The sequence below is a fragment of the Stenotrophomonas sp. STEN009 genome (genome assembly GCF_056760395.1).
Genome location: NZ_JBRRES010000014.1, coordinates 54,075 through 73,910, shown reverse-complemented (window position 1 = coordinate 73,910; position 19,836 = coordinate 54,075). Strand labels below are relative to the sequence as shown.

Sequence of the window (19,836 nt, the reverse complement as noted above, 5' to 3'; positions counted from 1 at the left end):
GGCGGGCGTTGTCATTTTTCGAAAGGCGGCGCGATGGCGGCGGAAACCACGGCTTAACTGCTAAAGTCGGGCCGATCGACAGGAGAGTCACGTGAACGCGCTCGCTGCAACCACTGCCGACGACGCCGAGAGCCGCATCCTGGATGCGCTGCTGGCGCGTGGGCGGCTCAAGGAAGGAGACCTGGCCCGGGCGCGGCCGCTGCATGCCGAGGCCGGCGGCAGCCTGCTCGGCCTGCTGGTGCGCCTGGGACTGGTGTCCGAGCGGGACCAGGCGCAGGCCAGCGCGGATGTGCTGGGCCTGCCACTGCTGGAAGGCAAGCAGGTGCCCGAGACGCCGCCGCAGTCCCTCGCCGAAGGCCTGCCGCTGTCGCTGCGCTTCCTCAAGCAGTTCCACGTCTGCCCGCTGGCGCTGGATGAACACGGCGTACGGCTGTGGTTGGCCGATGCCCACGATGCCTACCCGCAGCAGGCCGTGCAGCTGGCCCTGGGCGTGCCGGTCACGCCGGTGCTGGGCATGCGGGCGGAGATCGACGATCTGGTCGAGCGCTGGTTCGGCCAGGGCCGCAGCGCCATGGGGGCGATCGTGGAAACCGCCGATGGTGAAGGCGGCGCGGTGGACGACATCGAGCATCTGCGTGACCTTGCCTCGGAAGCGCCGGTAATTCGCCTGGTCAACCTGGTGATCCAGCGCGCGGTGGAACTGCGTGCCTCGGACATCCATGTTGAACCCTTCGAAAGCCGTTTGAAGGTCCGTTACCGCGTCGATGGCGTGCTGGTGGAGGGCGAGAGCCCGCCCGCCAACCTGACCGCCGCGGTCATCAGCCGCATCAAGATCATGGCCCGGCTCAACATCGCCGAGCGCCGCCTGCCGCAGGACGGCCGCATCATGCTGCGCGTGCAGGGCAAGGAGCTGGACCTTCGCGTCAGCACGGTACCGACCGCACACGGCGAGAGCGTGGTGATGCGCCTGCTTGACCGCGAAACCGTGGTGTTCGATTTCCATCGGCTTGGCTTCACCGATGCATTCCTGCCGCAGTTCCGCAAGGTCCTGGAGCAGCCGCACGGCATCCTGCTGGTGACCGGCCCGACCGGTTCGGGCAAGACCACGACGCTGTACACCGCGTTGAGCCAGCTCAATACCGCCGACGTCAAGATCATCACGGTCGAAGACCCGGTCGAGTACCAGATCGAGGGCATCAACCAGATCCAGGCCAAGCCGCAGATCGGCCTGGACTTCGCCAATGCGCTGCGCAGCATCGTGCGCCAGGATCCGGACATCATCATGATCGGCGAAATGCGCGATCTGGAGACCTCGCGCATCGCGATCCAGTCGGCGCTGACCGGCCATCTGGTGCTGTCCACCCTGCATACCAACAATGCCGCCGGTGGCATCACCCGGCTGCTCGACATGGGTGTGGAGGACTATCTGCTGACCTCCACCATCAACGGCATCCTCGCGCAGCGTCTGGTGCGCCGTCTGGAACCGACCCACGCCGAGCGCTACCCGGCGTCACCGGAAGAGATCGATCGTTTCGAGCTGCGCCGCCTGCAGCCGGAGGGGACGATTCACCTGTACCGGCCGCGTCCCTCGGCACTGGCACCGACCGGCTACCTGGGCCGCACCACCATCATGGAATTCCTGGTGATGAACGACGCGCTGCGGCGCGCGGTGATGCGCCGCGATGGCATGGGCGAGCTGGAGCGCATCGCGCGCGAAGGCGGCATGCGCACCATGTACGAGGATGGCCTGGCCAAGGCCCTTGCCGGGCAGACGACCATCGAGGAAGTCCTGCGTGTGACGGAGGAGAGCTGATGCGCGCCGGAGCCCGGGGCTGACATGCCTAACTACCGCTACAAGGCCCTCAATCCGCATGGCGAGATCTTCGACGGGCAGATGGAAGCGGCCAGCGAGGCCGACCTGATCGCGCGCCTGCAGGACCAGGGGCATCTGCCGATGGAAACCCAGCTGGCCGATGCGGGGTCCATCGGCGGGGGCAGCTGGCGCAACCTGTTCCACCAGCGCCCGCTGCAGGGCCCGGCGCTGCTGCAGTTCACCCAGCAGCTGGCGACCCTGCTCGGTGCCGGCCAACCGCTGGATCGCGCGCTGTCGATCCTGCTGGGCCTGCCCGAGGACGAGCGCTCGCGTCGTGCGATCACCGACATCCGCGACGTGGTGCGCGGTGGTGCGCCGCTGTCGACCGCGCTGGAGCGCCAGCATGGCCTGTTCTCGCGCCTGTACGTGAACATGGTGCGTGCCGGCGAGGCCGGCGGCAGCCTGCATGAGACCCTGCAGCGGCTGGCCGATTACCTTGAGCGCGCGCGTGCGCTGCAGGGCAAGGTGATCAATGCGCTGGTCTACCCGGCCATCCTGCTGGTGGTGGTGGGCGGCGCGCTGCTGTTCCTGCTGGGTTACGTCGTGCCGCAGTTCGCGCAGATGTACGAGAGCCTGGACGTGGCGCTGCCGTGGTTCACCAATGCCGTGCTGCAGCTGGGCCTGTTCGTGCGCGACTGGTGGATCCTGCTGCTGGTGGTACCGGGCGTGCTGGCCCTGCTGTTCGAGCGCAAGCTGCGGCAGCCGGCCTTCCGCCTGGCCCTCGACGGCTGGCTGCTGCAACGGCGCAGCATCGGCCGCCTGCTCGGCGAGCTGGAAACCGCACGGCTGGCGCGCACGCTGGGGACGCTGCTGCGTAACGGTGTGCCGCTGCTGGGTGCGCTGGGCATCGCCCGCAACGTACTGGGCAATCGCGCGCTGGCAGCCGACGTGGATACCGCCGCCGACGAGGTCAAGAACGGTGCGGGCCTGTCGCTGGCACTGTCGCGCGGCAAGCGCTTTCCGCGGCTTGCCCTGCAGATGATCCAGGTCGGCGAGGAATCCGGCGCGCTGGATACCATGCTGCTGAAGGCCGCGGATACCTTCGAGCAGGACAGCGCCCGGCGCATCGATCGCCTGCTGGCGGCGATGGTCCCGGCGATCACCCTTGTGCTGGCTTCGGTGGTCGGTGCGGTCATCGTCGCCGTGCTGGTCCCGCTGTACGACCTGACCAATGCCATCGGTTGACGATGGACTCTTCCGCACTTCGACCCAACGCAACCGAAAGGACCGATCATGATCGCTAACCGTCGACCCATCCGCCTGTCCTTCACCGCCGCGCGGCACCAGTCGGGCATGAGCCTGCTGGAGATCATCATCGTCATCGTGTTGATCGGCGCGGTGCTGACCCTGGTGGCCAGCCGCGTGCTGGGCGGTGCCGACCGGGGCAAGGCCAACATTGCCAAGGCGCAGGTGCAGACCGTGGCATCCAAGATCGACAACTACCAGATCGATACCGGCAAGCTGCCGGGCGCGCTCACCGATCTGGTGACCGCACCGGCCGGCGTTGGCGGTTGGCTCGGCCCGTACGCCAAGCCGGCCGACCTCAACGATCCGTGGGGGCACGCGCTGGAGTACCGCGCACCCGGCGAAGGCCAGCCGTATGAGCTGATCAGCCTGGGCAAGGACGGCAAGGCCGGTGGCAGCAGCGTCGATGCCGACATCCGCTACCAGCCGTAAGCACGCATGATGTATTTCCTGCCGCGCCGGTTGCCCCGACCGCGCCTGCACGGCAGGCGCCCGGCGGGGCTGTCGCTGCTGGAGATGCTGCTGGTGATCGCGCTGATCGCGGCCATCGGCCTGATCACCGCGGCGGGACTGTCGCGTGGCTTCGCCGGCATGCAGCTGCGCAGCGCCGGCAAGGACATCGCCAACCAGCTGCGCATGGTGCGTGCACAGGCGATCGCGCGCGGCGAACCGCAGCGGTTCGTGATCGAGCCGGCACGGCATCGCTGGCAGGGGGCGAACCAGCGCCAGGGTGAACTGCCGGCACAGTTGACGGTGCGTTTCGAAGGTGCGGCGCAGCTGGCCACTGCATCCGGGCAGGGCGTGATCGAGTTCCATCCCGATGGCGGTTCCAGTGGCGGCCGCATCCGCCTGCAGCGTGATGCCGCCGAATGGCGCATCGATGTCGGCTGGTTGACCGGTGAAGTCCGCTCCGGCCCATGGCAGGCGCAGTGATGCGGCGGGCGCGCGGTTTCACGCTGCTGGAGGTGATCGTGGCCTTCGCTCTGCTCGGGCTGGCGCTGACCCTGCTGTTGGGCAGCCTGTCCGGCGGTGCCAGGCAGGTGCGCGAGGCCGAACTGCGCACGCGCGCCGTCCTGCATGCGCAATCGCTGCTGGCTGCGGCGGGCGTGGATGCGCCGCTGCAGGTGGGGCAGCAGCAGGGCGACTGGGAAAACGGGCGCTATCGCTGGGAGCTGCAGGTGCAGCCCTGGACCGAGCCACGCGCCGGCAACGCCGCGGCCACGCAGTCGCCGGGTGCACCGTGGCTGGCCGAACTGCAGTTGCAGGTGCGGTGGGGCGATGGCGAGCGCGAACAGCTGCGCTGGCGCAGCCTGCGCCTGCTGCCGCCGGACCTGGAGCGCGCGCGATGAAGCGGAGCGCTGCGGGATTCACTCTGGTTGAGGTGATGCTGGCGACCGTGCTGCTTGCCGGTGGCCTGGCGCTGGCGTTCGCCAGCGTGCGCTCGGCGATGGCGGTCAGCCAGCGGGGTGAACAGATCGCCGCCGAAAGCGAGCGGATGCGCGCGGTGCAGGCCCTGCTGCGGCGACAGCTGGCCGGGGCGATGCGCAGCCCGCTGGAAGTGCCAGACCCGACCCGCGAGCCGGTGTTCTTCCTGGGCGAAGAGCAACGGATGCTGTTCGTCGCCGATCTGCCAGGCTACCTCGGACGCGGCGGGCCCTATCTGCATGCGCTGCAGGTGGACGGCAAGGCTGGGCAGCAGCGTCTGCTGCTGGACCTGGTCCTGCTGCAGGAGGGCGAGCGCATCGCCGAAACGCCACCACGCCCGCCCGAGGTGCTGGTGGATGGCCTGCAAGCGGTGGAGATGCGCTATCGCGGCATCGATGCCGGCAGCGGGCAGATGACCGAGTGGCTGCCGCGCTGGGAAGACACCCGTCGCCTGCCTCTGCTGGTGGAACTGCGGATCGTGCCGGTCCGTGGTGCCGCATGGCCGCCCCTGGTGGTGGCCCCCCGCCTGGGCGGCGGTGGAGGGGGGCGTTGATGCGGTCGCGCGGGGCCGCACTGGTGCTGGTGCTGTGGTTGATCGCGCTGATGACCGCACTGGTCGGCGCGTTCGCGCTCAGCGCCCGCGTCGAGCATCTGCAGGAGCGCGTGCTCGACGACGATGCACGTGGCCAGGAGCGTGCTCGTGCGGGACTTGAGTACGCACTGATGCGGCTGTCACCGGATCCGCTGCGCGCGCCGTGGCAGGCCGATGGTCGCACCTATCGCTGGCAGTTCGACGGTGCCCGCATCGAGATCCAGGTGCTGGACGAGAACGGCAAGATCAACCTGAACCTGGCCGACGTGGCGCTGCTGACCGCATTTCTGCAGGCACTTGGCGAACCGGTGGACAACGCGCGCCAGCTGGCAGGCGCGATCGTCGACTGGCGTGACGAGGACAGCCTGCTGCAGCCCGGCGGCGGTGCCGAGGCACAGGATTACGCTGCGGCCGGGCTGCCGTATGGGCCCCGCAACAAGCGCTTCGAGACGCTCGGCGAGCTGCAGCGGGTGCTGGGCATGAACGGGCCGCTGTACCGGAAGATGCTGCCGCACCTGACCCTCTACAGCCGCCAGGCGCGACCGGACCCGCGATTCGCCAGCGCTCCCGTGCTGACCGCGCTGGGCCTGGATGCCGACCTCGTGCTGGCGCAGCGGAACCCGCCGGAGCGTGACGGCGATCCGGCGGATGGATCTTCAGCGCTTGCCAGCAGCAGCGGCACCTATAGTATCGAGTCCCGTGTCATCGACGGCAGTGGACGCAGGTCGGTGTTGCAGGCAGTGGTTCGCAATGGCTCCGGGGGGATTCCCGGGCGGTCCTACACAGTGCTTCGCTGGGAGCAGGGAATGACGGCAAGATGACGGCTTGGCAGGACAGTCTGCGGCAGGTGCAGGGCCAGATCGGTCCTGGCGCCGGCCGTTTCCTGCGCTGGTGGCGGCACTCGTTGCTGGCGTGGGTGCCGGCGCGCTGGCAATGGGCGCTGGGCTGGGCCCAGGCACGGTTGCTGCTGCAGCGCGAGGGTGACCAGCTGCAGGTCTGGCGCGAAGCGGGCGAGCGCCGCGAGGCTGTGGTCACCCTGCCATGGCCTTCGTCTCCGGCTGCACTGGATCGCGTGCTGGAGCCGCGCCTGCGCAGCCTGCCGCGATTCTGGCTGCTGCCGGTGGAACGGGTCCTGCGTCGCACCCTGCGGCTGCCGGCGGCGGCCGGCGACCGGCTGCACGCGGTGGTCGGTTATGAGATCGACCGGCAGACCCCGTTCGAGGCCAGCCAGGTCAGCTATGACGTGCGTGAACTGGGCGTGGCAGGGGAAGGCCAGTTGCAGGTCGAACTGGTGGCCTGGCCGCTGCGCCAGATGGAGGCCTGGCGTGCCAGCGTGGGCGAATGGGGCGACGCCCTGGCCGGCGTCGACGCGATCGATGCACAGGCTGGCACGCTGCAGGTCAACCTGTTGCCGAGCGCCCAGCGCCAGTCGCGGCCCGATCCGATGCGGCGCTGGAACCTGCTGCTGGCCCTGGCCGCGCTGGTGATGCTGGTACTGGCTGGACTGCAGCTGCTGGACAACCGCCGCGCCGCCGCCGACGAACTGCGTGCGGACGTCGAACGCAGCGCGCGCAGCGCCCGGGGTGTCGCCAGTGAACGCGCCCAGCTGCAGGCACTGATCGACGGCGCGGCCTTCCTGGAGTCGCAGCGCCGCCAGCATGCCGGCACGGTGGAAATCTGGAACGAGCTGACCCGCCGTCTGCCCGAAGGCACCTATCTGGAGAAGCTGGCCATCGAGAACAACGGCCTGCAGCTGATCGGGCTCAGCCGCGAAGCCTCGCAGCTGGTGCAGCTGCTGCAGGATGCTCCGCAATGGCGCAAGGTCAACCTGACCGGTGTGCTGCAGGCGGACGGCGCCGGCAGCGGCCGGGACCGCTTCACCATGACTGCCGAACTTCAGCCGTTGCCCGCGGCGGCACCGGCAACGCCGACAGCAGCGACTCCGGAGGCGGCCGATGCCAAGCGCACGCCGTGACTGCTGGCTGGCGCTGGCGCTGCTGCTGGCGGTGCTGGGCCTGGCTTACCTGTTGCTGGTGCACCCTTGGTTCACCCAGCCGCTGCGCGAGATCGATGCCGATGTCGCGGCCCTGCGCGAGCGCCAGCAGCGCGTGCAGGCGCAGCTGCAGCAGCAGCCCCAGATCGAACAGCGGCTGCGCGCCACCCGTGAAGCCTTGCAACGGCAACCCGGCTTCCTGCAGGAGGCCACTGCCGAAGCCGCGGCCGCCGCGCTCGGCGCGCGCCTGCAGGATGCGGTGGCCACTGCAAGCCCCGGGAACCGCAGCTGCACCATCAGCAACCGCACGCCGCTGACCGACAATCGCCGTGATGCCGAGTTCGTCCGTGTCGCCATGCAGGTACGCCTGCGCTGCGGCGTGGCGGAACTGGCGACCGTGCTGCACAGCCTGGAAACCGGCAGCCCGCGGTTGTTCGTGGACAACCTCAATCTCATCGCGCAGCGCTTCCAGCAGTCGCCGAACGAATCCGGGCTGGGCCTGGACGTCTCCTTCGAACTGGCCGGCTACCTGTTGCCCGGTGCCGCCAGTGGCGCTGCGGCAGTACCTCCCGCAGCGGAGCCCGCCGCGGCCGCCCCGGCCCCGGTCGAGCCGCCGCCACCGGCGGCCGCCGAGGGAGAGGAGGTCGCCGATGAAACGTGAGCCCCTCAGCCTGCGCACCGCTTTCCTGCTGGCTCTGGCCGGCTGGTCCGCGGCGGTATGGCTGGCCACCGGTTTCGGACTGGGCAGTCGCCTGCCGGCCGGCGGGGCCGACGCCGACCCCGCAGCAGCACTGCCGGTGCTGCCGGCGTTCGCTCCGGAACGGATGGCCAGTGCGGACAGCTACAGCGCCATCGCCGCGCGTCCGCTGTTCGCCGAAGACCGCAGGCCGCGCCCTTACCTGCTGGGCGGCAGTGAACCCAGCGCCAGTGCCGCATTGCGCCTGACCGGTGTGCTGCTCACGGACGACTTCGGCCTGGCCACATTCAGTACGGAGCAGAACCGCTCGCTGCGCCTGCGCCTCAATGGTGACGCGGTCGACGGTTGGCAGCTGGTCGCGCTGCAGCCCCGCCAGGCGACGGTGATCGGCCCGGGCGGCAGCCAGGTGCTGGAACTTGCCGTATTCAACGGGCAGGGCGGGGAGCCACCGACGGTTCTGCGCGGCAGTACCGGTGCACCCGCACCGGGCGTGCCGGTGCCACCGCCGGTAGTGCCGCTGCCGGCGCAGGCCGCGCCGGCACAGGCGGCGACCGCACCGCAACGTGCAGCGGACGCCACACCCGCGCCGGCGTCTGCTGCCGCCCCCCCGCCGCCGGCCAACAGCAACGGGCCCAGCGAAGCGCAGATGCAGGCCATCCGCGAGCGCATCCAGGCCCGCCGCCGCCAGCTGCAACAACAACAGCAACAACAGTCGCCGCCGCCTTCGGGCAATGGCGCCAACCGGTAGAGTGAGAGCATGAGCCTGCGTTTTCTTCCTTGGTCCTTCGTGCTCGCGCTGCTGGTGGGCTGCAGTACCGTCTCCAGCCCCCATGTGCAGCGCAAGGGCGCCCTGCAGCCTGCGCCCAGCGCCGGCCAGGCCGCAGCGGACGTCCAGGCCGATGCGGCGGCCGACAGCCAGGGGGCACCGCAGGCGGTCATCCGCCGTGGCACCGGCACGATGATCAACCGCGAGGCCGCGCGCGCGCCGTCGCCGGCATTGCATGCGGCCGGCACCGGCAGCGCCACGTTCAACTTCGAGGGCGAATCGCTGCATGCCGTGGTCAAGGCGATCCTCGGTGACATGCTGGGCCAGAACTATGTGATCGCGCCGGGGGTGCAGGGCACGGTCACGTTGGCCACGCCCAAGCCGGTCTCGCCGGCACAGGCGCTGAACCTGCTGGAGATGGTGCTGGGCTGGAACAACGCGCGCATGGTGTACAGCGGCGGGCGCTACAACATCGTTGCCGCCGACCAGGCGCTGGCCGGCACTGTCGCGCCGAGCACCGCACCGGCCTCCAGCGCGCGCGGCTTCGAGGTCCGGGTGGTGCCGCTGCAGTTCATCTCCGCCACCGAGATGAAGAAGGTGCTGGAGCCGTACGCGCGGCCCAACGCCATCGTCAACGTCGACAGCGGCCGCAACGTGATCACCCTCGGCGGCACCCGTGCCGAGCTGGAGAACTACCTGCGCACAGTCGAGATCTTCGATGTGGACTGGCTGTCGGGCATGTCGGTGGGCGTGTTCCCGATCACGTCCGGCAAGGCCGAGCAGGTTGCCAGCGACCTGGAGAAGGTGTTCGGCGAGGAAAGCAAGACGCCCAGCGCCGGCATGTTCCGCTTCCTGCCGCTGGAAAACGCCAACGCGGTCCTGGTGATCACCCCGCAGGTGCGCTACCTGGACCAGATCCAGCAATGGCTGGACCGCATCGATACGGCCGGTGGCAGTGCTCGCCTGTTCTCCCATGAGCTGCGCTACATCAAGGCGCGCGATCTTGCCGAGCGGCTCAGCGAGGCGTTCGCCAGCAGCGGCAAGCGGGGCGGCTCGAGCCCTGCATCGCTGGCCCCGGGTGCCATTCCGTCGCAGCTGGACAGCGACAGCGACCGTGGCATCGACAGCAACAACAGCAGCAGCTTCGGCTCGACCCCGGGCAGCAGTTCCAGTGGCGGTAATGGCAGCTTGAACCTGCCGCAGCGCCAGTCCGGCAACGTCAGCGTCAGCCTGGAAGTGGAAGGCGACCGGGTCGGCGTGTCGGCGGTGGAGGAAACCAATACGCTGCTGGTGCGCGCGACGCCGCAGGCCTGGCGCTCGATCCGCGAGGTGATCGAGAAGCTGGACGTGATGCCACTGCAGGTACATATCGAGGCCCAGGTGGCCGAGGTCGCTCTGGATGGCGACCTGAAGTACGGCGTGAACTGGTTCTTCGACAACGCCGTGGCCGGGCGTGCACTGACCGGAGCCTTGAGCGGTGTGACCCTGCCGGCCGCGGCGGGTGGCTCCTGGAGCAGCTTCGCCGGTGCTGCGACCGGCGGCGAAGGCCTGGGTTGGGCGTTCACCGGCCACAATGGTGCAGCGGTGGTGAGCGCGCTGGACAAGGTCACCGATGTGCGACTGCTGCAGACCCCGTCGGTGTTCGTGCGCAACAACGCCGAGGCCACGCTCAACGTGGGTGACAAGGTGCCGATCAGCACCACCACGGTGAACACCGGCGTCGGCACCAGCAGCTACAGCTCGGTGCAGTACATCGATACCGGCGTGATCCTGAAGGTGCGCCCGCGCGTGACCCGCGACGGCACGGTGTTCCTGGACATCGTGCAGGAAGTCAGCAGCGCGTCGGATGTGCCGGAGAACTGCAATCCGCAGGAGCGCAACTGCAACCCGCGCATTTCCACCAAGAAGCTGGCTACCGAGGCCGCCGTGCAGAGCGGCGACACCATCATGCTGGCCGGCCTCATCACCGACTCGGCCACCGATGGCAGCAGCGGCATTCCCGGCCTGAGCCGGATTCCGGTGATCGGCGCACTGTTCGGGCAGAAGAGCCGCACCAGCCGTCGTTCGGAGGTGATCGTGCTGCTGACGCCCAGCATCGTTCGCAATGCGCAGGAAGCGCGCACGTTGACCGACGAGTACAGCGAGCGTTTCCGGGCGATGGAGCCGCTGAACCAGCCGCGCGCAAAGAAGTAGGGGGTTACGGCGGGGCGACGCCCGCCGTTTCCATGAACCCTGCTTCGGCTCCGGCCTCTGCACGTGCCGGGTGCAACCCGGCCAACACCCTCCCGGTGCTACGCTGTGGCCACCGACAACCACGGAGGCGGGATGGGGGCGATCGTGTTGTTGCCGCTGTGCGTGGACGATGCGGCGCTGGACCGGTGTCTGGCCGCACTTGATGCCGGTACGGCACCGGGTACCGCGGTCTGGTTGGCCGACGATGCCCAGACCGGACCACGCGCTCAGGCGGTCGTCGAGCACTGGCTGGCGAACACGCCACTGCAGGCCGAGTACACCCGCCGCGCCCGGCCGCTGGGCGAGGTGGCCCATCTGGATGAAATGCTGCGTGCCTGCGAGGGGCTCGATGTGGCCTTGCTGGCACCGGACAGCGTACCGGCGCCGGGATGGCTGCAGCAGCTGCAGGACGCCTTCGCCCGCGATGCGGCCATTGCCACCGCCACGCCCTGGTGCAATGCAGGCGAGACCGCGGCCTGGCCCCGGCTGGGCGAGATCAATGCCGAGCCCACCGATACTGCGCTGCTGGCGCAGACCTGCGCCGCACTGCCGACCCTGCACCCGGAGCTGCCATCGGCGGTCACGCATGCGGTACTGGTGCGCGGCAATGCACGTCGCCGTGCCGGCGGACTGGACGTGGAAAGCTACGCCGGCTGGAACGCTGCGCTGGTCGATCTGAGCCTGCGCATGGCGGGCCTGGGCTGGCGCAACGTGCTGTGCGAGAACGCGTTCGTCAGCCGCGCCGGCGAAGCGGTCAGCCGCGATGGCGATCTGGAGGCGTTGGCCGCGCGGTGGCCTGGCTGGGTGCCACGCCTGGCCGACTTCCTGATGCACGATCCGCTGCACGAACTGCGCGCGGACCTGCAGCAGCGGATGCAGCAGGCGATAATGCCGCGCGAGCAGGGCGATCTGTTCGTCCCGTCCGCGTCGGAGCCAACCGCTTGAATGCCGCCATTGCCGCCATCGTCGTTACCTACCAGAGCGGCAGCACCATCGATGCCTGCCTGTCGAGGCTGCGCCAGTCGCAGGATGTGGCGGAAATCCGGGTGATCGACAACGGTTCGGTGGATGGCACGCTGGATATCGTGCAGCGGCACGCCAGCCACGACCCGCGCGTGCGCTTCATCGGCAACCCGGACAATCCGGGCTTCGCCGCCGCCAACAACCAGGGCGCGGCCGATTCGCACAGCCCGTGGCTGGCATTCATCAACCCGGACCTGATGGTCGAGCCGGAAACCCTGGCCAGGCTGCGCGATCGCGCACACGTGCTCGGTGACTGCCTGCTCGGGGTCGAGCAGGTGGATGAGCACGGCCATGCCGATGAGGCGGTGCGCCGCCGTGATCCGGATTTCCTGGCCATGCTGCGCTCACCGGGCAGCGGCTCGAAACTGGCGATTCCGCGCGATCCGGCACAGACGCTGCAGCCGGTGCCGGCGCTGTCCGGCGCGCTGCTGCTGATGCCGCGGACGCTGTTTGATCGTCTCGGTGGCTGGGACGCCGGTTACCGGTTGCACGCCGAGGACCTGGACCTGTGTCGGCGCGCGCGTGAGGCGGGCGCGGTGGTGGCGATCGCCAACGACCTGCAGGTCACCCATGTCCGCGGCGTGTCCAGCCGTTCGCGGCCCTTCTTCGTCGAGTGGCACAAGCACCGCGGATTGTGGCGTTACTTCCGCAGGTTCGAGGCGCCACAGCGCTCGTTGCTGGTGCAGGTGGCGGTCTGGGGGGCGATCTGGGCGCACGCGCTGCTGCTGGTGCCGAGACTGCTGCGCAGATCCCTGTAGTGTCGAGCGTGTCCGGCGGCGGCGCGCATGGGCGGGGCCCCCGGGTTCACCCCGCCGGGCGCATAATCCGCCTCATGCCTATCATCCAGTCCCTGCTCGACACCGATCTGTACAAGTTCACCATGATGCAGGCGGTGCTGCACCAGCATCCCGGCGCCCAGGTGCAGTACCGGTTCAAATGCCGCACGCCCGGCATCGACCTGGCCCGCTTCATCGACCAGATCGATGAAGAGATCGACCACCTGTGCAGCCTGCGCTTCAGCGACGCCGAGCTGGATTACATGCGTGGCCTGCGCTTCGTGAAGCCCGATTTCGCCGATTTCCTCGGCCTGTTCCACCTGGACCGCAAGTACATCCAGCTGCGTGCCTCGACCCGGGTGCCCGGCGAGATCGAACTGGACATCACCGGGCCCTGGCTGCATACGATCCTCTTTGAAGTGCCGCTGCTGGCCATCATCAACGAAGTCTGGTTCCGCAACACCACCACGCCCGACTTCGCCGAAGGCGAGCGCCGCCTGCAGGCCAAGGCCGCGCTGCTGCGCGACACCCCCGGCTTCGAGCAATGCCGCATCGCCGACTATGGCAGCCGCCGTCGCTACTCGCGCGACTGGCATGCGCGCCTGCTGCCGCTGCTGCGCGATGCGCTCGGCCCGCAGCTGGTCGGCACCAGCAACGTGCATTTCGCCCGGCTGTACGGCATGACCCCGCACGGCACGATGGCGCACGAGTACCTGCAGGCATTCCAGGCGCTGGGGCCACGGCTGCGCGATTCGCAGGTGGCGGCATTGGAGTCATGGGCACGCGAGTACCGCGGTGACCTGGGCATCGCGCTGTCCGACGTGGTCGGCCTGGACGCCTTCCTGCGCGACTTCGACATGTATTTCTGCAAGCTGTTCGACGGCGTGCGCCATGACTCGGGCGATCCGTTCGACTGGGGCGACCGCATGCTGGCGCATTTCCAGCAGCGCCGGGTCGATCCGCGCAGCAAGGTGCTGGTGTTCAGCGATGGGCTCGACATCGCCAAGGTGATGCGCCTGTACGACTATTTCCGCGGTCGCTGCCAGGTGGCCTTCGGCGTCGGCACCCACCTGACCAACGATCTGGGCCCGACGCCATTGAACATCGTCATCAAGATGGTCCGCTGCAACGGCCAGCCGGTGGCCAAGCTCAGCGATTCGCCGGGCAAGAGCATGTGCGACGACCCCGGCTACCTGGCCTACCTGCGTCAGGTCTTTGAACTGCCGGACCCGGCTTAAAGGTAGTCGACCACCACCAGGTAGGCGCCCCGCAGCGGTTGCTGCTGCGGCGCTTCCACGCGGTAGCGCTCGGAGAAGGCGATGTCGCCGACGCGCATGGCGCTGGCCGACACGGCCAGCTGCTGGCCATGGCGCTTGCCATCGCGCAGCGTCGCGGCCTGGCTGTCGCCCACCGCGGTCACCGCCACCGTCGAGCCCTTGGCCGACGGCGGGCAGGCCGCCAGGCTCAGCTCGCCCTGGGACAGGGCCGTCGTGCAACCCGGCTCGGCGATGCGGCCGCTGAACCGGATGCTGCCACTGCTGGCCTGGGCCAGCGCACTGACGGACATCAGGGCCACGCACAGCAGAAGGGAAGTCCTCATGACACGTTCTCTGGTTCGGTGTGTCCTAGTTAGCGACAGCTCCGGACGGCCTTTAATAGGCAAAATCCGAATCTGCTAGGGCCATCACCAACAAAGAGTGATGCGCATCAAATAAGGCGCTGGCCGCCTGAAAACAGCCTCTTTCAGGCGCGCCCGCCACCGGGGTCGAAGACGTCATCTGCTGTCGTTCCCCCACCTTTGCCGGCCCGCACCAATTCCCCATCGGCCGCCAAGCCAAAAGTGCCTATCACGTCACATTTGGGGCGTCAATAAACCATCGTTCAGAAAAATAATGGGACTTTCATCACAGTTCTGCATATACTTGCGTCACGGATTCAGGGGTAGGTATGTCCGAATCCGGCCACAGGTGAGACGCAAGGATGGGTCTTGAAGCCCGGCAGTGCTCCTTGCTTCCTCCTCTACTTCCATCTCTTCAGTAGGGTTAGGTAAAAGCAATGCACAAGATCAACATCATCGCGGCTCTCATGCTGGCCGCTGCTCCGCTGGCCGCCAACGCTGCCGACGGCACCATCACCTTCAATGGCAAGGTGACCGACAAGACCTGCACCATCTCGACCCCGGGCGGCAAGGACTTCGCCGTTACCCTGCCGACCGTGTCCAAGAACACCCTGGCCACCGCCGGTGCCGTCGCGGGCCGCACCCCGTTCGCCATCAACCTGACCAAGTGCAGCGCCGGCAACGTCGCCACCTACTTCGAGCCGGGTTCGACCGTTGACTTCAACAGCGGCCGCCTGATCAACCAGGCTTCGGCCAACGCTGCCGGCAACGTGCAGCTGCAGCTGCTGGGCTCGAACAACCAGTTCCTGCCGGTGAAGGCCGCAGGCACCGGTCTGGCCCAGGACAACTCGCAGTGGGTGACCGTTGCCACCGACGGCACCGCCAACCTGAACTACTACGCCGAGTACTACGCCACTGCCGCCGCCACCCCGGGCGACGTCACCAGCAGCGTCAAGTACACGATCATCTACAACTGATCATCGCCGTACCCGCACTGGCCGGCGTACGCGCCGGCCAGCGCTCCGCGGCCCCTGGCCACACACCTCGAGCGTAGTACTTCCGATGAAAGCTCTCTTTCCCCGGGCGCTGCTGCTGGCAGCGTCGACGCTGCTCTTCTGCCAGGAAGCCATGGCAGGCGTGGTGGTCAATGGCACGCGTGTGATCTATCCGGCGCAGTCGCGCGAAGTCACCGTGCAGGTCGACAACGTGGGCGACTCGCCCGCGCTGGTGCAGGCCTGGGTCGACAGTGGCGACGCCAACCAGACGGCCGACACCAGTGATGCCCCGTTCGTGCTGACGCCGCCGATCAGCCGCGTCGAGCCGGGGCGCAGCCAGGCGCTGCGCCTGATCTTCTCCGGCGCGCAGCTGCCGACCGATCGCGAGTCGGTGTTCTGGCTGAACGTGCTGGACGTGCCGCCGTCGCCGGACAACGCCGAGAACGGTGAGCAGAACTACCTGCAGGTCGCGTTCCGTTCGCGCCTGAAGCTTTTCTATCGGCCGCAGGGCCTGAAGGGCGTCGCCAACGACGCACCGGCAGCCCTGCGCTGGACCCGCAGCGGTGACCGCCTGCGGGTGGAGAACCCGAGCCCCTTCCACGTGACCCTGGCCGAAGTGCATGCCGTGACCGGCAGCAGCGAAAAGGCGGTCGAGGACAAGGGAACGATGGTCGCACCGAAGCAGAACCTGGAGTTCGCCGCACCGGCGGGCACCACCGAGGTGCGCTTCATCACCATCAACGATTACGGCGGTCGGGTGGAGCACAAGGTCCGCCTCGACAGCACCGGGGGCTGAACGCGCCGCGCTGGCCAGGGCCTGCGCATCCCGCCACCGCCGCCGTGCGGCGAATTGAAGGAATGTCAGTGTGATCGGAAACAGATTGACATTGTCGATCCATCAGGCGCTTTGCCTGTTGGCTGCCGGCGTGGCCTGCCCAGGATGGGCGCTGGCTGCCCCGGCCAATCTCGGCGAACAGGCGCTGATGGCGCAGACTGGGGCGGCGACCGCGCGTGCGCCGGAGTCGGCGCAGTTCAACTCCAGCTTCCTCTCCGGCCAGGCCAAGCAGGTCGATCTGGCGGCCTTCAGCAACGGCAATCCGATGGTCGCCGGCACCTATCGCGTGGACGTCTACGTCAATGGCGCCTGGCAGGGCCGCCGCGACGTGCAGTTCAAGGCGGATGCACAGGGGCGCGTCGATGCCTGCCTGGCGCTGCCGATGCTCGAGGAAATGGGCGTGGACAGCGAGGCGGTGCTGCTGCAGCAGGATCCGTCGGTGCCGAGCGATACCTCCACGTGCGTGCCGGTGCAGCAGCGCATGGCCAATGCCTATGGCGTCTATGACAGCGGCAACCTGCGTTACGACCTGAGCATCCCGCAGGTGTTCCTGCGCCGCGAAGCGCGTGGCTACGTCAACCCCGCGCTGTGGGACCGTGGCATCAACGCCGGCTTCGTCGGCTACAGCTTCAATGCCATCGACAGCGACAGCCGCGTCGAAGGCGGACAGCGCAACCGCAGCGCCTATCTGGGCCTGAATGCCGGCCTGAACCTGGGTGGCTGGCAGTTCCGCCACGATTCCAACCTGACCTGGACCGAGGGCGACGGCCGCCACTGGCAGAGCATCGCCACCTACGCCCAGCGCGGCATCCCGAAGATCCGCGGCATGCTCACTGTGGGCGAGGCCTACACCACCGGCGAACTGTTCGAGTCGATCGGATACCGGGGTGCCAGCCTGGCCAGTGACGACCGCATGCTGCCCGATTCGCTGCGCGGCTACGCGCCGGTGGTGCGCGGCATCGCCGAGACCAATGCGCGGGTGGAAGTCCGGCAGAACCAGCAGCTGATCTATTCCTCCACCGTATCGCCGGGCAGCTTCGTCATCGACGATCTGTACCCGACCGGTTACGGCGGTGACCTGGAAGTGAGCGTGATCGAGGCCGATGGCCGCCGCCGCGAGTTCAAGGTGCCGTTCGGTTCGGTGCCGCAGATGCTGCGCGAAGGCGTCTCCCGCTACTCGGTGACCGCCGGCCAGGTCCGCAACGAGCTGCTGCGCGATGAACCCTGGCTGGCGCAGGGTACCTACCAGCGCGGCATCGGCAACCAGCTGACCCTGTACGGCGGCAGCGCGCTGAGCGAAGGCTACGTTTCACTGCTGTACGGCATTGGCCTGTCCACCCGGATCGGTGCGTTCGCGGCCGATGTCACCCATGCCCGTACGTCGTTCAACCACTACGGCGACCACACCGGCGCCAGCGTGCGCCTGAGCTACAGCAACATGATCGGCGAAACCGGGACCAACCTGACCCTGGCCGCCTATCGTTATTCGACCGAAGGCTACTACAGCCTGCAGGACGCCCTGTACGGACGCGACGCGGATGATCGCGGCATCGACCCGACCACCCGTGGCCGCCAGCGCAGCCAGTTCCAGCTGACCCTGAACCAGCCGCTGGGCCGCCGTGCCGGTGCGCTGTACGTCACCGGTTCGGTGCGTGACTTCTACGACCGTTCCGGCACCTCCAAGCAGTACCAGGTGGGCTACAACAACGCCTGGCGCTCGGTGAACTACGGTTTCTCGGCACTGCGCACCGAAGAAGGCATCCTCGGCCGGGCCGACACCCAGTACCTGTTCTCGATGAGCGTTCCGCTGGGCCGAGGGACCCATCCGGTGTCGTTCAGCGCCGACCTGGGCGCGCGTGACCGTGGTGGCTACGACAACAGCCGCGTGGGCATCACCGGTTCGGCCGGCGTCGACAACAACTTCAGCTACGGCGTGGCCCTGTCCGATTCCCGCGAGGGCAACACCACCGCGGTCGGCAACGCCGAGTACCGCAGCCGCTACACCGCGTTGAACGCGACCTACAGCCATTCCAGCGATTTCCGCCAGGCATCGGTGGGCGCCAACGGCAGCGTGGTCATGCATCCGGGCGGCGTCACCTTCACTCCGCAGCGTGGCGATACCATGGTGCTGGTCGAGGCGCCGGGCGCGCGCGACGCGCAGGTGACCAACGCACCGGGCCTGCGCATCGATGGTCGCGGCTACGCCGTGGTGCCGTACGTATCGCCGTACCGCCTGAACACCGTGACCCTGGATCCGCAGGGCATGGCGCATGACGTCGAGCTGGAAAGCAGCAGCCAGTCGGTTGCACCGTTTGCCGGTGCCATCAGCTACCTGCGCTTCGATACCCGCAAGGGCAACGCGCTGCTGATCCAGGTGCGCAATCCCGATGGCCGCACCCTGCCGTTTGGCGCACAGGTCAAGGACGAGCAGGGCCAGCCGGTGGGCATGGTCAGCCAGGGTGGCCGCCTGTATGTGCGCAGCGAGCAGGATCACGGCCGCCTGCAGGTGGAGTGGGGCGCCGGCGCCGACCAGCGCTGCACCGTCGATTACCAGGTTCCGGCGGGCGCCGATGCGTCCAAGACCGGCTTCATCCCGCTGGAGGCAGCATGCCGATGATTCATTCCCGTGGCCGCAAGGCGCTGGCCGCACTGGCCGTGCTCACGGGCGCCCTCGTGGCGGCGCCTGCGTTTGCCAGTTGCTACATCACCCAGTCCGGGTTCCAACCCCAAGACGTGACCATGGACATGGGCCAGATCGTGATTCTTCCCAGCACCCCGGTCGGCGGCGTGATCAAGGAACTCATTGTCAACATCAATCAACGCAACAGCGTCGCTTACTGCGATAGCCGGGGCGGCAACGCCAGCGGTCGCTTCGTCAATGCGGCACAGCAGACGCCGGTACCAGGATTCAGCAACGTATACGCAACCGACGTGGCAGGTGTTGGCATTCGCGTCTATCGCGATTCCGGTGATATCCAGACCTACTATCCTCACACGCTGATCCTGCGAAGCAATACCAACCTCTCGTTGAGCGGAGGCCGCTTCCGTGTCGAACTGATCAAGACAGCAGCTCAGACAGGATCGGGCGTTATCGCGCCGAATGGACGTTTCACCACCTATTACTACGATGGCGATGGTGCCAGCCGGCCGGTGCTGACCTCCACCTTCAAGGGATCGGGCACGACCGTGGTCAGCCCGACCTGCGAGGTGGACGCCGGCAGCCGCAACATCGCGGTGGATTTCGGCAGTGTCCCCAACACCTCGTTCACCGGCGTCGGTTCGCGCGCGGTCAACCGTGACTTCGACATCCGCCTGAACTGCCAGGGCAGCAATGTTGCTGCCTACCAGAGCAAGATCGGCATCCGCCTGGATGCCGACCAGGACAGCTCCAACATGCCGGGCGTGCTGAAGCTCAGCGCGGCTGCCAACAGCGCGACCCGCATCGGCATCCAGATGGTCCAGCGCGATGGCACCACCGAGCGCGAAGTGCGCTTCGGCCAGGCGATCAATGTCGGCACCACCATACCGGGCACCAGCACCATGACCCTGCCGCTGCGCGCCCGCTATGTACAGACCCAGGCCGGTACCGTCGGTGCCGGTGTCGCGAACGGACAGGCGACTTTCACCATCCAGTACGAGTAGCGGCCAACGGCCGTTCCACCGCTGCGCTGCACCCCAACGTTGCCTGTTCCGCAGGCGACGTTGACTGCGTCTTGATCCCGGAAATACCAAGATCGGAGCTGCCATGAACGTATCGCAGCACGAG

19 protein-coding genes are annotated in these 19,836 nt (G+C 68.0%); 18 read left to right on the top strand and 1 reads right to left on the bottom strand.

The features are described from left to right. Positions 1–91: 91 nt before the first annotated feature. The 14 genes from gspE (at position 92) to pncB (ending at position 13,860) form a co-directional block, all read left to right on the top strand. Positions 92–1,813 (top strand): type II secretion system ATPase GspE, encoded by a 1,722-nt coding sequence (gene gspE / locus ACVOMM_RS08790; protein WP_481526129.1) that lies wholly within the window; start codon positions 92–94, stop codon positions 1,811–1,813. A gap of 24 nt (positions 1,814–1,837) precedes the next feature. Beyond that, positions 1,838–3,058 carry a type II secretion system protein XpsF gene (gene xpsF, locus ACVOMM_RS08785; protein ID WP_065175845.1) on the top strand — a complete coding sequence of 407 codons (1,221 nt, stop codon included), beginning with the start codon at positions 1,838–1,840 and terminating at the stop codon, positions 3,056–3,058. A gap of 48 nt (positions 3,059–3,106) precedes the next feature. Further along, complete coding sequence (gspG, locus tag ACVOMM_RS08780; protein WP_053520019.1) at positions 3,107–3,550, top strand: type II secretion system major pseudopilin GspG; 444 nt, start codon at positions 3,107–3,109, stop codon at positions 3,548–3,550. A 6-nt stretch (positions 3,551–3,556) separates the two neighbouring features. Continuing rightward, complete coding sequence (gene xpsH / locus ACVOMM_RS08775) at positions 3,557–4,051, top strand: type II secretion system protein XpsH (RefSeq protein ID WP_180876941.1); 495 nt, start codon at positions 3,557–3,559, stop codon at positions 4,049–4,051. Next, entirely contained in the window at positions 4,051–4,467 is a 417-nt protein-coding gene (gene xpsI, locus ACVOMM_RS08770; RefSeq protein WP_053520017.1) for a type II secretion system protein XpsI, read from the top strand. Before xpsH ends, xpsI begins: the two co-directional genes overlap by 1 nt. After that, complete coding sequence (locus tag ACVOMM_RS08765; protein WP_065175843.1) at positions 4,464–5,096, top strand: type II secretion system protein J; 633 nt, start codon at positions 4,464–4,466, stop codon at positions 5,094–5,096. The genes xpsI and ACVOMM_RS08765 overlap by 4 nt, the downstream gene beginning before the upstream one ends. After that, positions 5,093–5,956 carry a type II secretion system minor pseudopilin gene (locus ACVOMM_RS08760; protein ID WP_128989082.1) on the top strand — a complete coding sequence of 288 codons (864 nt, stop codon included), beginning with the start codon at positions 5,093–5,095 and terminating at the stop codon, positions 5,954–5,956. Before ACVOMM_RS08765 ends, ACVOMM_RS08760 begins: the two co-directional genes overlap by 4 nt. After that, entirely contained in the window at positions 5,953–7,110 is a 1,158-nt protein-coding gene (locus tag ACVOMM_RS08755) for a PilN domain-containing protein (RefSeq protein WP_180876943.1), read from the top strand. Before ACVOMM_RS08760 ends, ACVOMM_RS08755 begins: the two co-directional genes overlap by 4 nt. Then, positions 7,091–7,789, top strand: coding sequence for a type II secretion system protein GspM (gspM, locus tag ACVOMM_RS08750; protein WP_180876944.1), 699 nt, complete (start codon positions 7,091–7,093; stop codon positions 7,787–7,789). Before ACVOMM_RS08755 ends, gspM begins: the two co-directional genes overlap by 20 nt. Then, entirely contained in the window at positions 7,779–8,573 is a 795-nt protein-coding gene (locus tag ACVOMM_RS08745) for a general secretion pathway protein GspN (protein WP_263177281.1), read from the top strand. Before gspM ends, ACVOMM_RS08745 begins: the two co-directional genes overlap by 11 nt. A gap of 9 nt (positions 8,574–8,582) precedes the next feature. Continuing rightward, positions 8,583–10,784 carry a type II secretion system secretin GspD gene (gspD, locus tag ACVOMM_RS08740; protein ID WP_065175838.1) on the top strand — a complete coding sequence of 734 codons (2,202 nt, stop codon included), beginning with the start codon at positions 8,583–8,585 and terminating at the stop codon, positions 10,782–10,784. Between the two features lie 132 nt (positions 10,785–10,916). Beyond that, on the top strand, positions 10,917–11,768 hold the full coding sequence (locus tag ACVOMM_RS08735; protein ID WP_481526133.1) for a glycosyltransferase family 2 protein: 852 nt from the start codon (positions 10,917–10,919) through the stop codon (positions 11,766–11,768). Continuing rightward, positions 11,765–12,604, top strand: a complete 840-nt coding sequence (locus tag ACVOMM_RS08730; RefSeq protein ID WP_111186328.1) for a glycosyltransferase family 2 protein — start codon at positions 11,765–11,767, stop codon at positions 12,602–12,604. Before ACVOMM_RS08735 ends, ACVOMM_RS08730 begins: the two co-directional genes overlap by 4 nt. A 74-nt stretch (positions 12,605–12,678) precedes the next feature. Continuing rightward, positions 12,679–13,860, top strand: coding sequence for a nicotinate phosphoribosyltransferase (pncB, locus tag ACVOMM_RS08725; RefSeq protein ID WP_053518866.1), 1,182 nt, complete (start codon positions 12,679–12,681; stop codon positions 13,858–13,860). Here the strand turns inward: pncB and ACVOMM_RS08720 are convergent. After that, positions 13,857–14,222 (bottom strand): hypothetical protein, encoded by a 366-nt coding sequence (locus ACVOMM_RS08720; protein ID WP_053518868.1) that lies wholly within the window; start codon positions 14,220–14,222, stop codon positions 13,857–13,859. The two genes, pncB and ACVOMM_RS08720, sit on opposite strands and share 4 nt — an antisense overlap. Before the next feature lie 455 nt (positions 14,223–14,677). On the opposite strand from ACVOMM_RS08720, the gene ACVOMM_RS08715 reads away from it, so the two are divergent. The 4 genes from ACVOMM_RS08715 (at position 14,678) to ACVOMM_RS08700 (ending at position 19,712) form a co-directional block, all read left to right on the top strand. After that, positions 14,678–15,217 carry a fimbrial protein gene (locus ACVOMM_RS08715; protein ID WP_053518870.1) on the top strand — a complete coding sequence of 180 codons (540 nt, stop codon included), beginning with the start codon at positions 14,678–14,680 and terminating at the stop codon, positions 15,215–15,217. An 85-nt stretch (positions 15,218–15,302) separates the two neighbouring features. Further along, on the top strand, positions 15,303–16,031 hold the full coding sequence (locus ACVOMM_RS08710; protein WP_481526128.1) for a fimbrial biogenesis chaperone: 729 nt from the start codon (positions 15,303–15,305) through the stop codon (positions 16,029–16,031). Positions 16,032–16,122: 91 nt separating this feature from the next. Further along, positions 16,123–18,687, top strand: coding sequence for a fimbria/pilus outer membrane usher protein (locus tag ACVOMM_RS08705; RefSeq protein ID WP_481526132.1), 2,565 nt, complete (start codon positions 16,123–16,125; stop codon positions 18,685–18,687). Then, positions 18,678–19,712 (top strand): fimbrial protein, encoded by a 1,035-nt coding sequence (locus tag ACVOMM_RS08700; RefSeq protein ID WP_180876947.1) that lies wholly within the window; start codon positions 18,678–18,680, stop codon positions 19,710–19,712. The genes ACVOMM_RS08705 and ACVOMM_RS08700 overlap by 10 nt, the downstream gene beginning before the upstream one ends. The last annotated feature ends 124 nt before the right edge of the window (positions 19,713–19,836 follow it).

What these genes read in the sequence shown, in the direction of transcription:
- xpsF (WP_065175845.1), top strand. Translation starts at nt 1,838, where the DNA reads ATGCCTAACTACCGCTACAAGGCCCTCAATCCGCATGGCGAGATCTTC.
- gspG (WP_053520019.1), top strand. Translation starts at nt 3,107, where the DNA reads ATGATCGCTAACCGTCGACCCATCCGCCTGTCCTTCACCGCCGCGCGG.
- xpsH (WP_180876941.1), top strand. Translation starts at nt 3,557, where the DNA reads ATGATGTATTTCCTGCCGCGCCGGTTGCCCCGACCGCGCCTGCACGGC.
- xpsI (WP_053520017.1), top strand. Translation starts at nt 4,051, where the DNA reads ATGCGGCGGGCGCGCGGTTTCACGCTGCTGGAGGTGATCGTGGCCTTC.
- ACVOMM_RS08765 (WP_065175843.1), top strand. Translation starts at nt 4,464, where the DNA reads ATGAAGCGGAGCGCTGCGGGATTCACTCTGGTTGAGGTGATGCTGGCG.
- ACVOMM_RS08755 (WP_180876943.1), top strand. Translation starts at nt 5,953, where the DNA reads ATGACGGCTTGGCAGGACAGTCTGCGGCAGGTGCAGGGCCAGATCGGT.
- gspM (WP_180876944.1), top strand. Translation starts at nt 7,091, where the DNA reads ATGCCAAGCGCACGCCGTGACTGCTGGCTGGCGCTGGCGCTGCTGCTG.
- ACVOMM_RS08745 (WP_263177281.1), top strand. Translation starts at nt 7,779, where the DNA reads ATGAAACGTGAGCCCCTCAGCCTGCGCACCGCTTTCCTGCTGGCTCTG.
- gspD (WP_065175838.1), top strand. Translation starts at nt 8,583, where the DNA reads ATGAGCCTGCGTTTTCTTCCTTGGTCCTTCGTGCTCGCGCTGCTGGTG.
- ACVOMM_RS08735 (WP_481526133.1), top strand. Translation starts at nt 10,917, where the DNA reads ATGGGGGCGATCGTGTTGTTGCCGCTGTGCGTGGACGATGCGGCGCTG.
- pncB (WP_053518866.1), top strand. Translation starts at nt 12,679, where the DNA reads ATGCCTATCATCCAGTCCCTGCTCGACACCGATCTGTACAAGTTCACC.
- ACVOMM_RS08720 (WP_053518868.1), bottom strand. Translation starts at nt 14,222, where the DNA reads ATGAGGACTTCCCTTCTGCTGTGCGTGGCCCTGATGTCCGTCAGTGCG.
- ACVOMM_RS08715 (WP_053518870.1), top strand. Translation starts at nt 14,678, where the DNA reads ATGCACAAGATCAACATCATCGCGGCTCTCATGCTGGCCGCTGCTCCG.
- ACVOMM_RS08710 (WP_481526128.1), top strand. Translation starts at nt 15,303, where the DNA reads ATGAAAGCTCTCTTTCCCCGGGCGCTGCTGCTGGCAGCGTCGACGCTG.
- ACVOMM_RS08700 (WP_180876947.1), top strand. Translation starts at nt 18,678, where the DNA reads ATGCCGATGATTCATTCCCGTGGCCGCAAGGCGCTGGCCGCACTGGCC.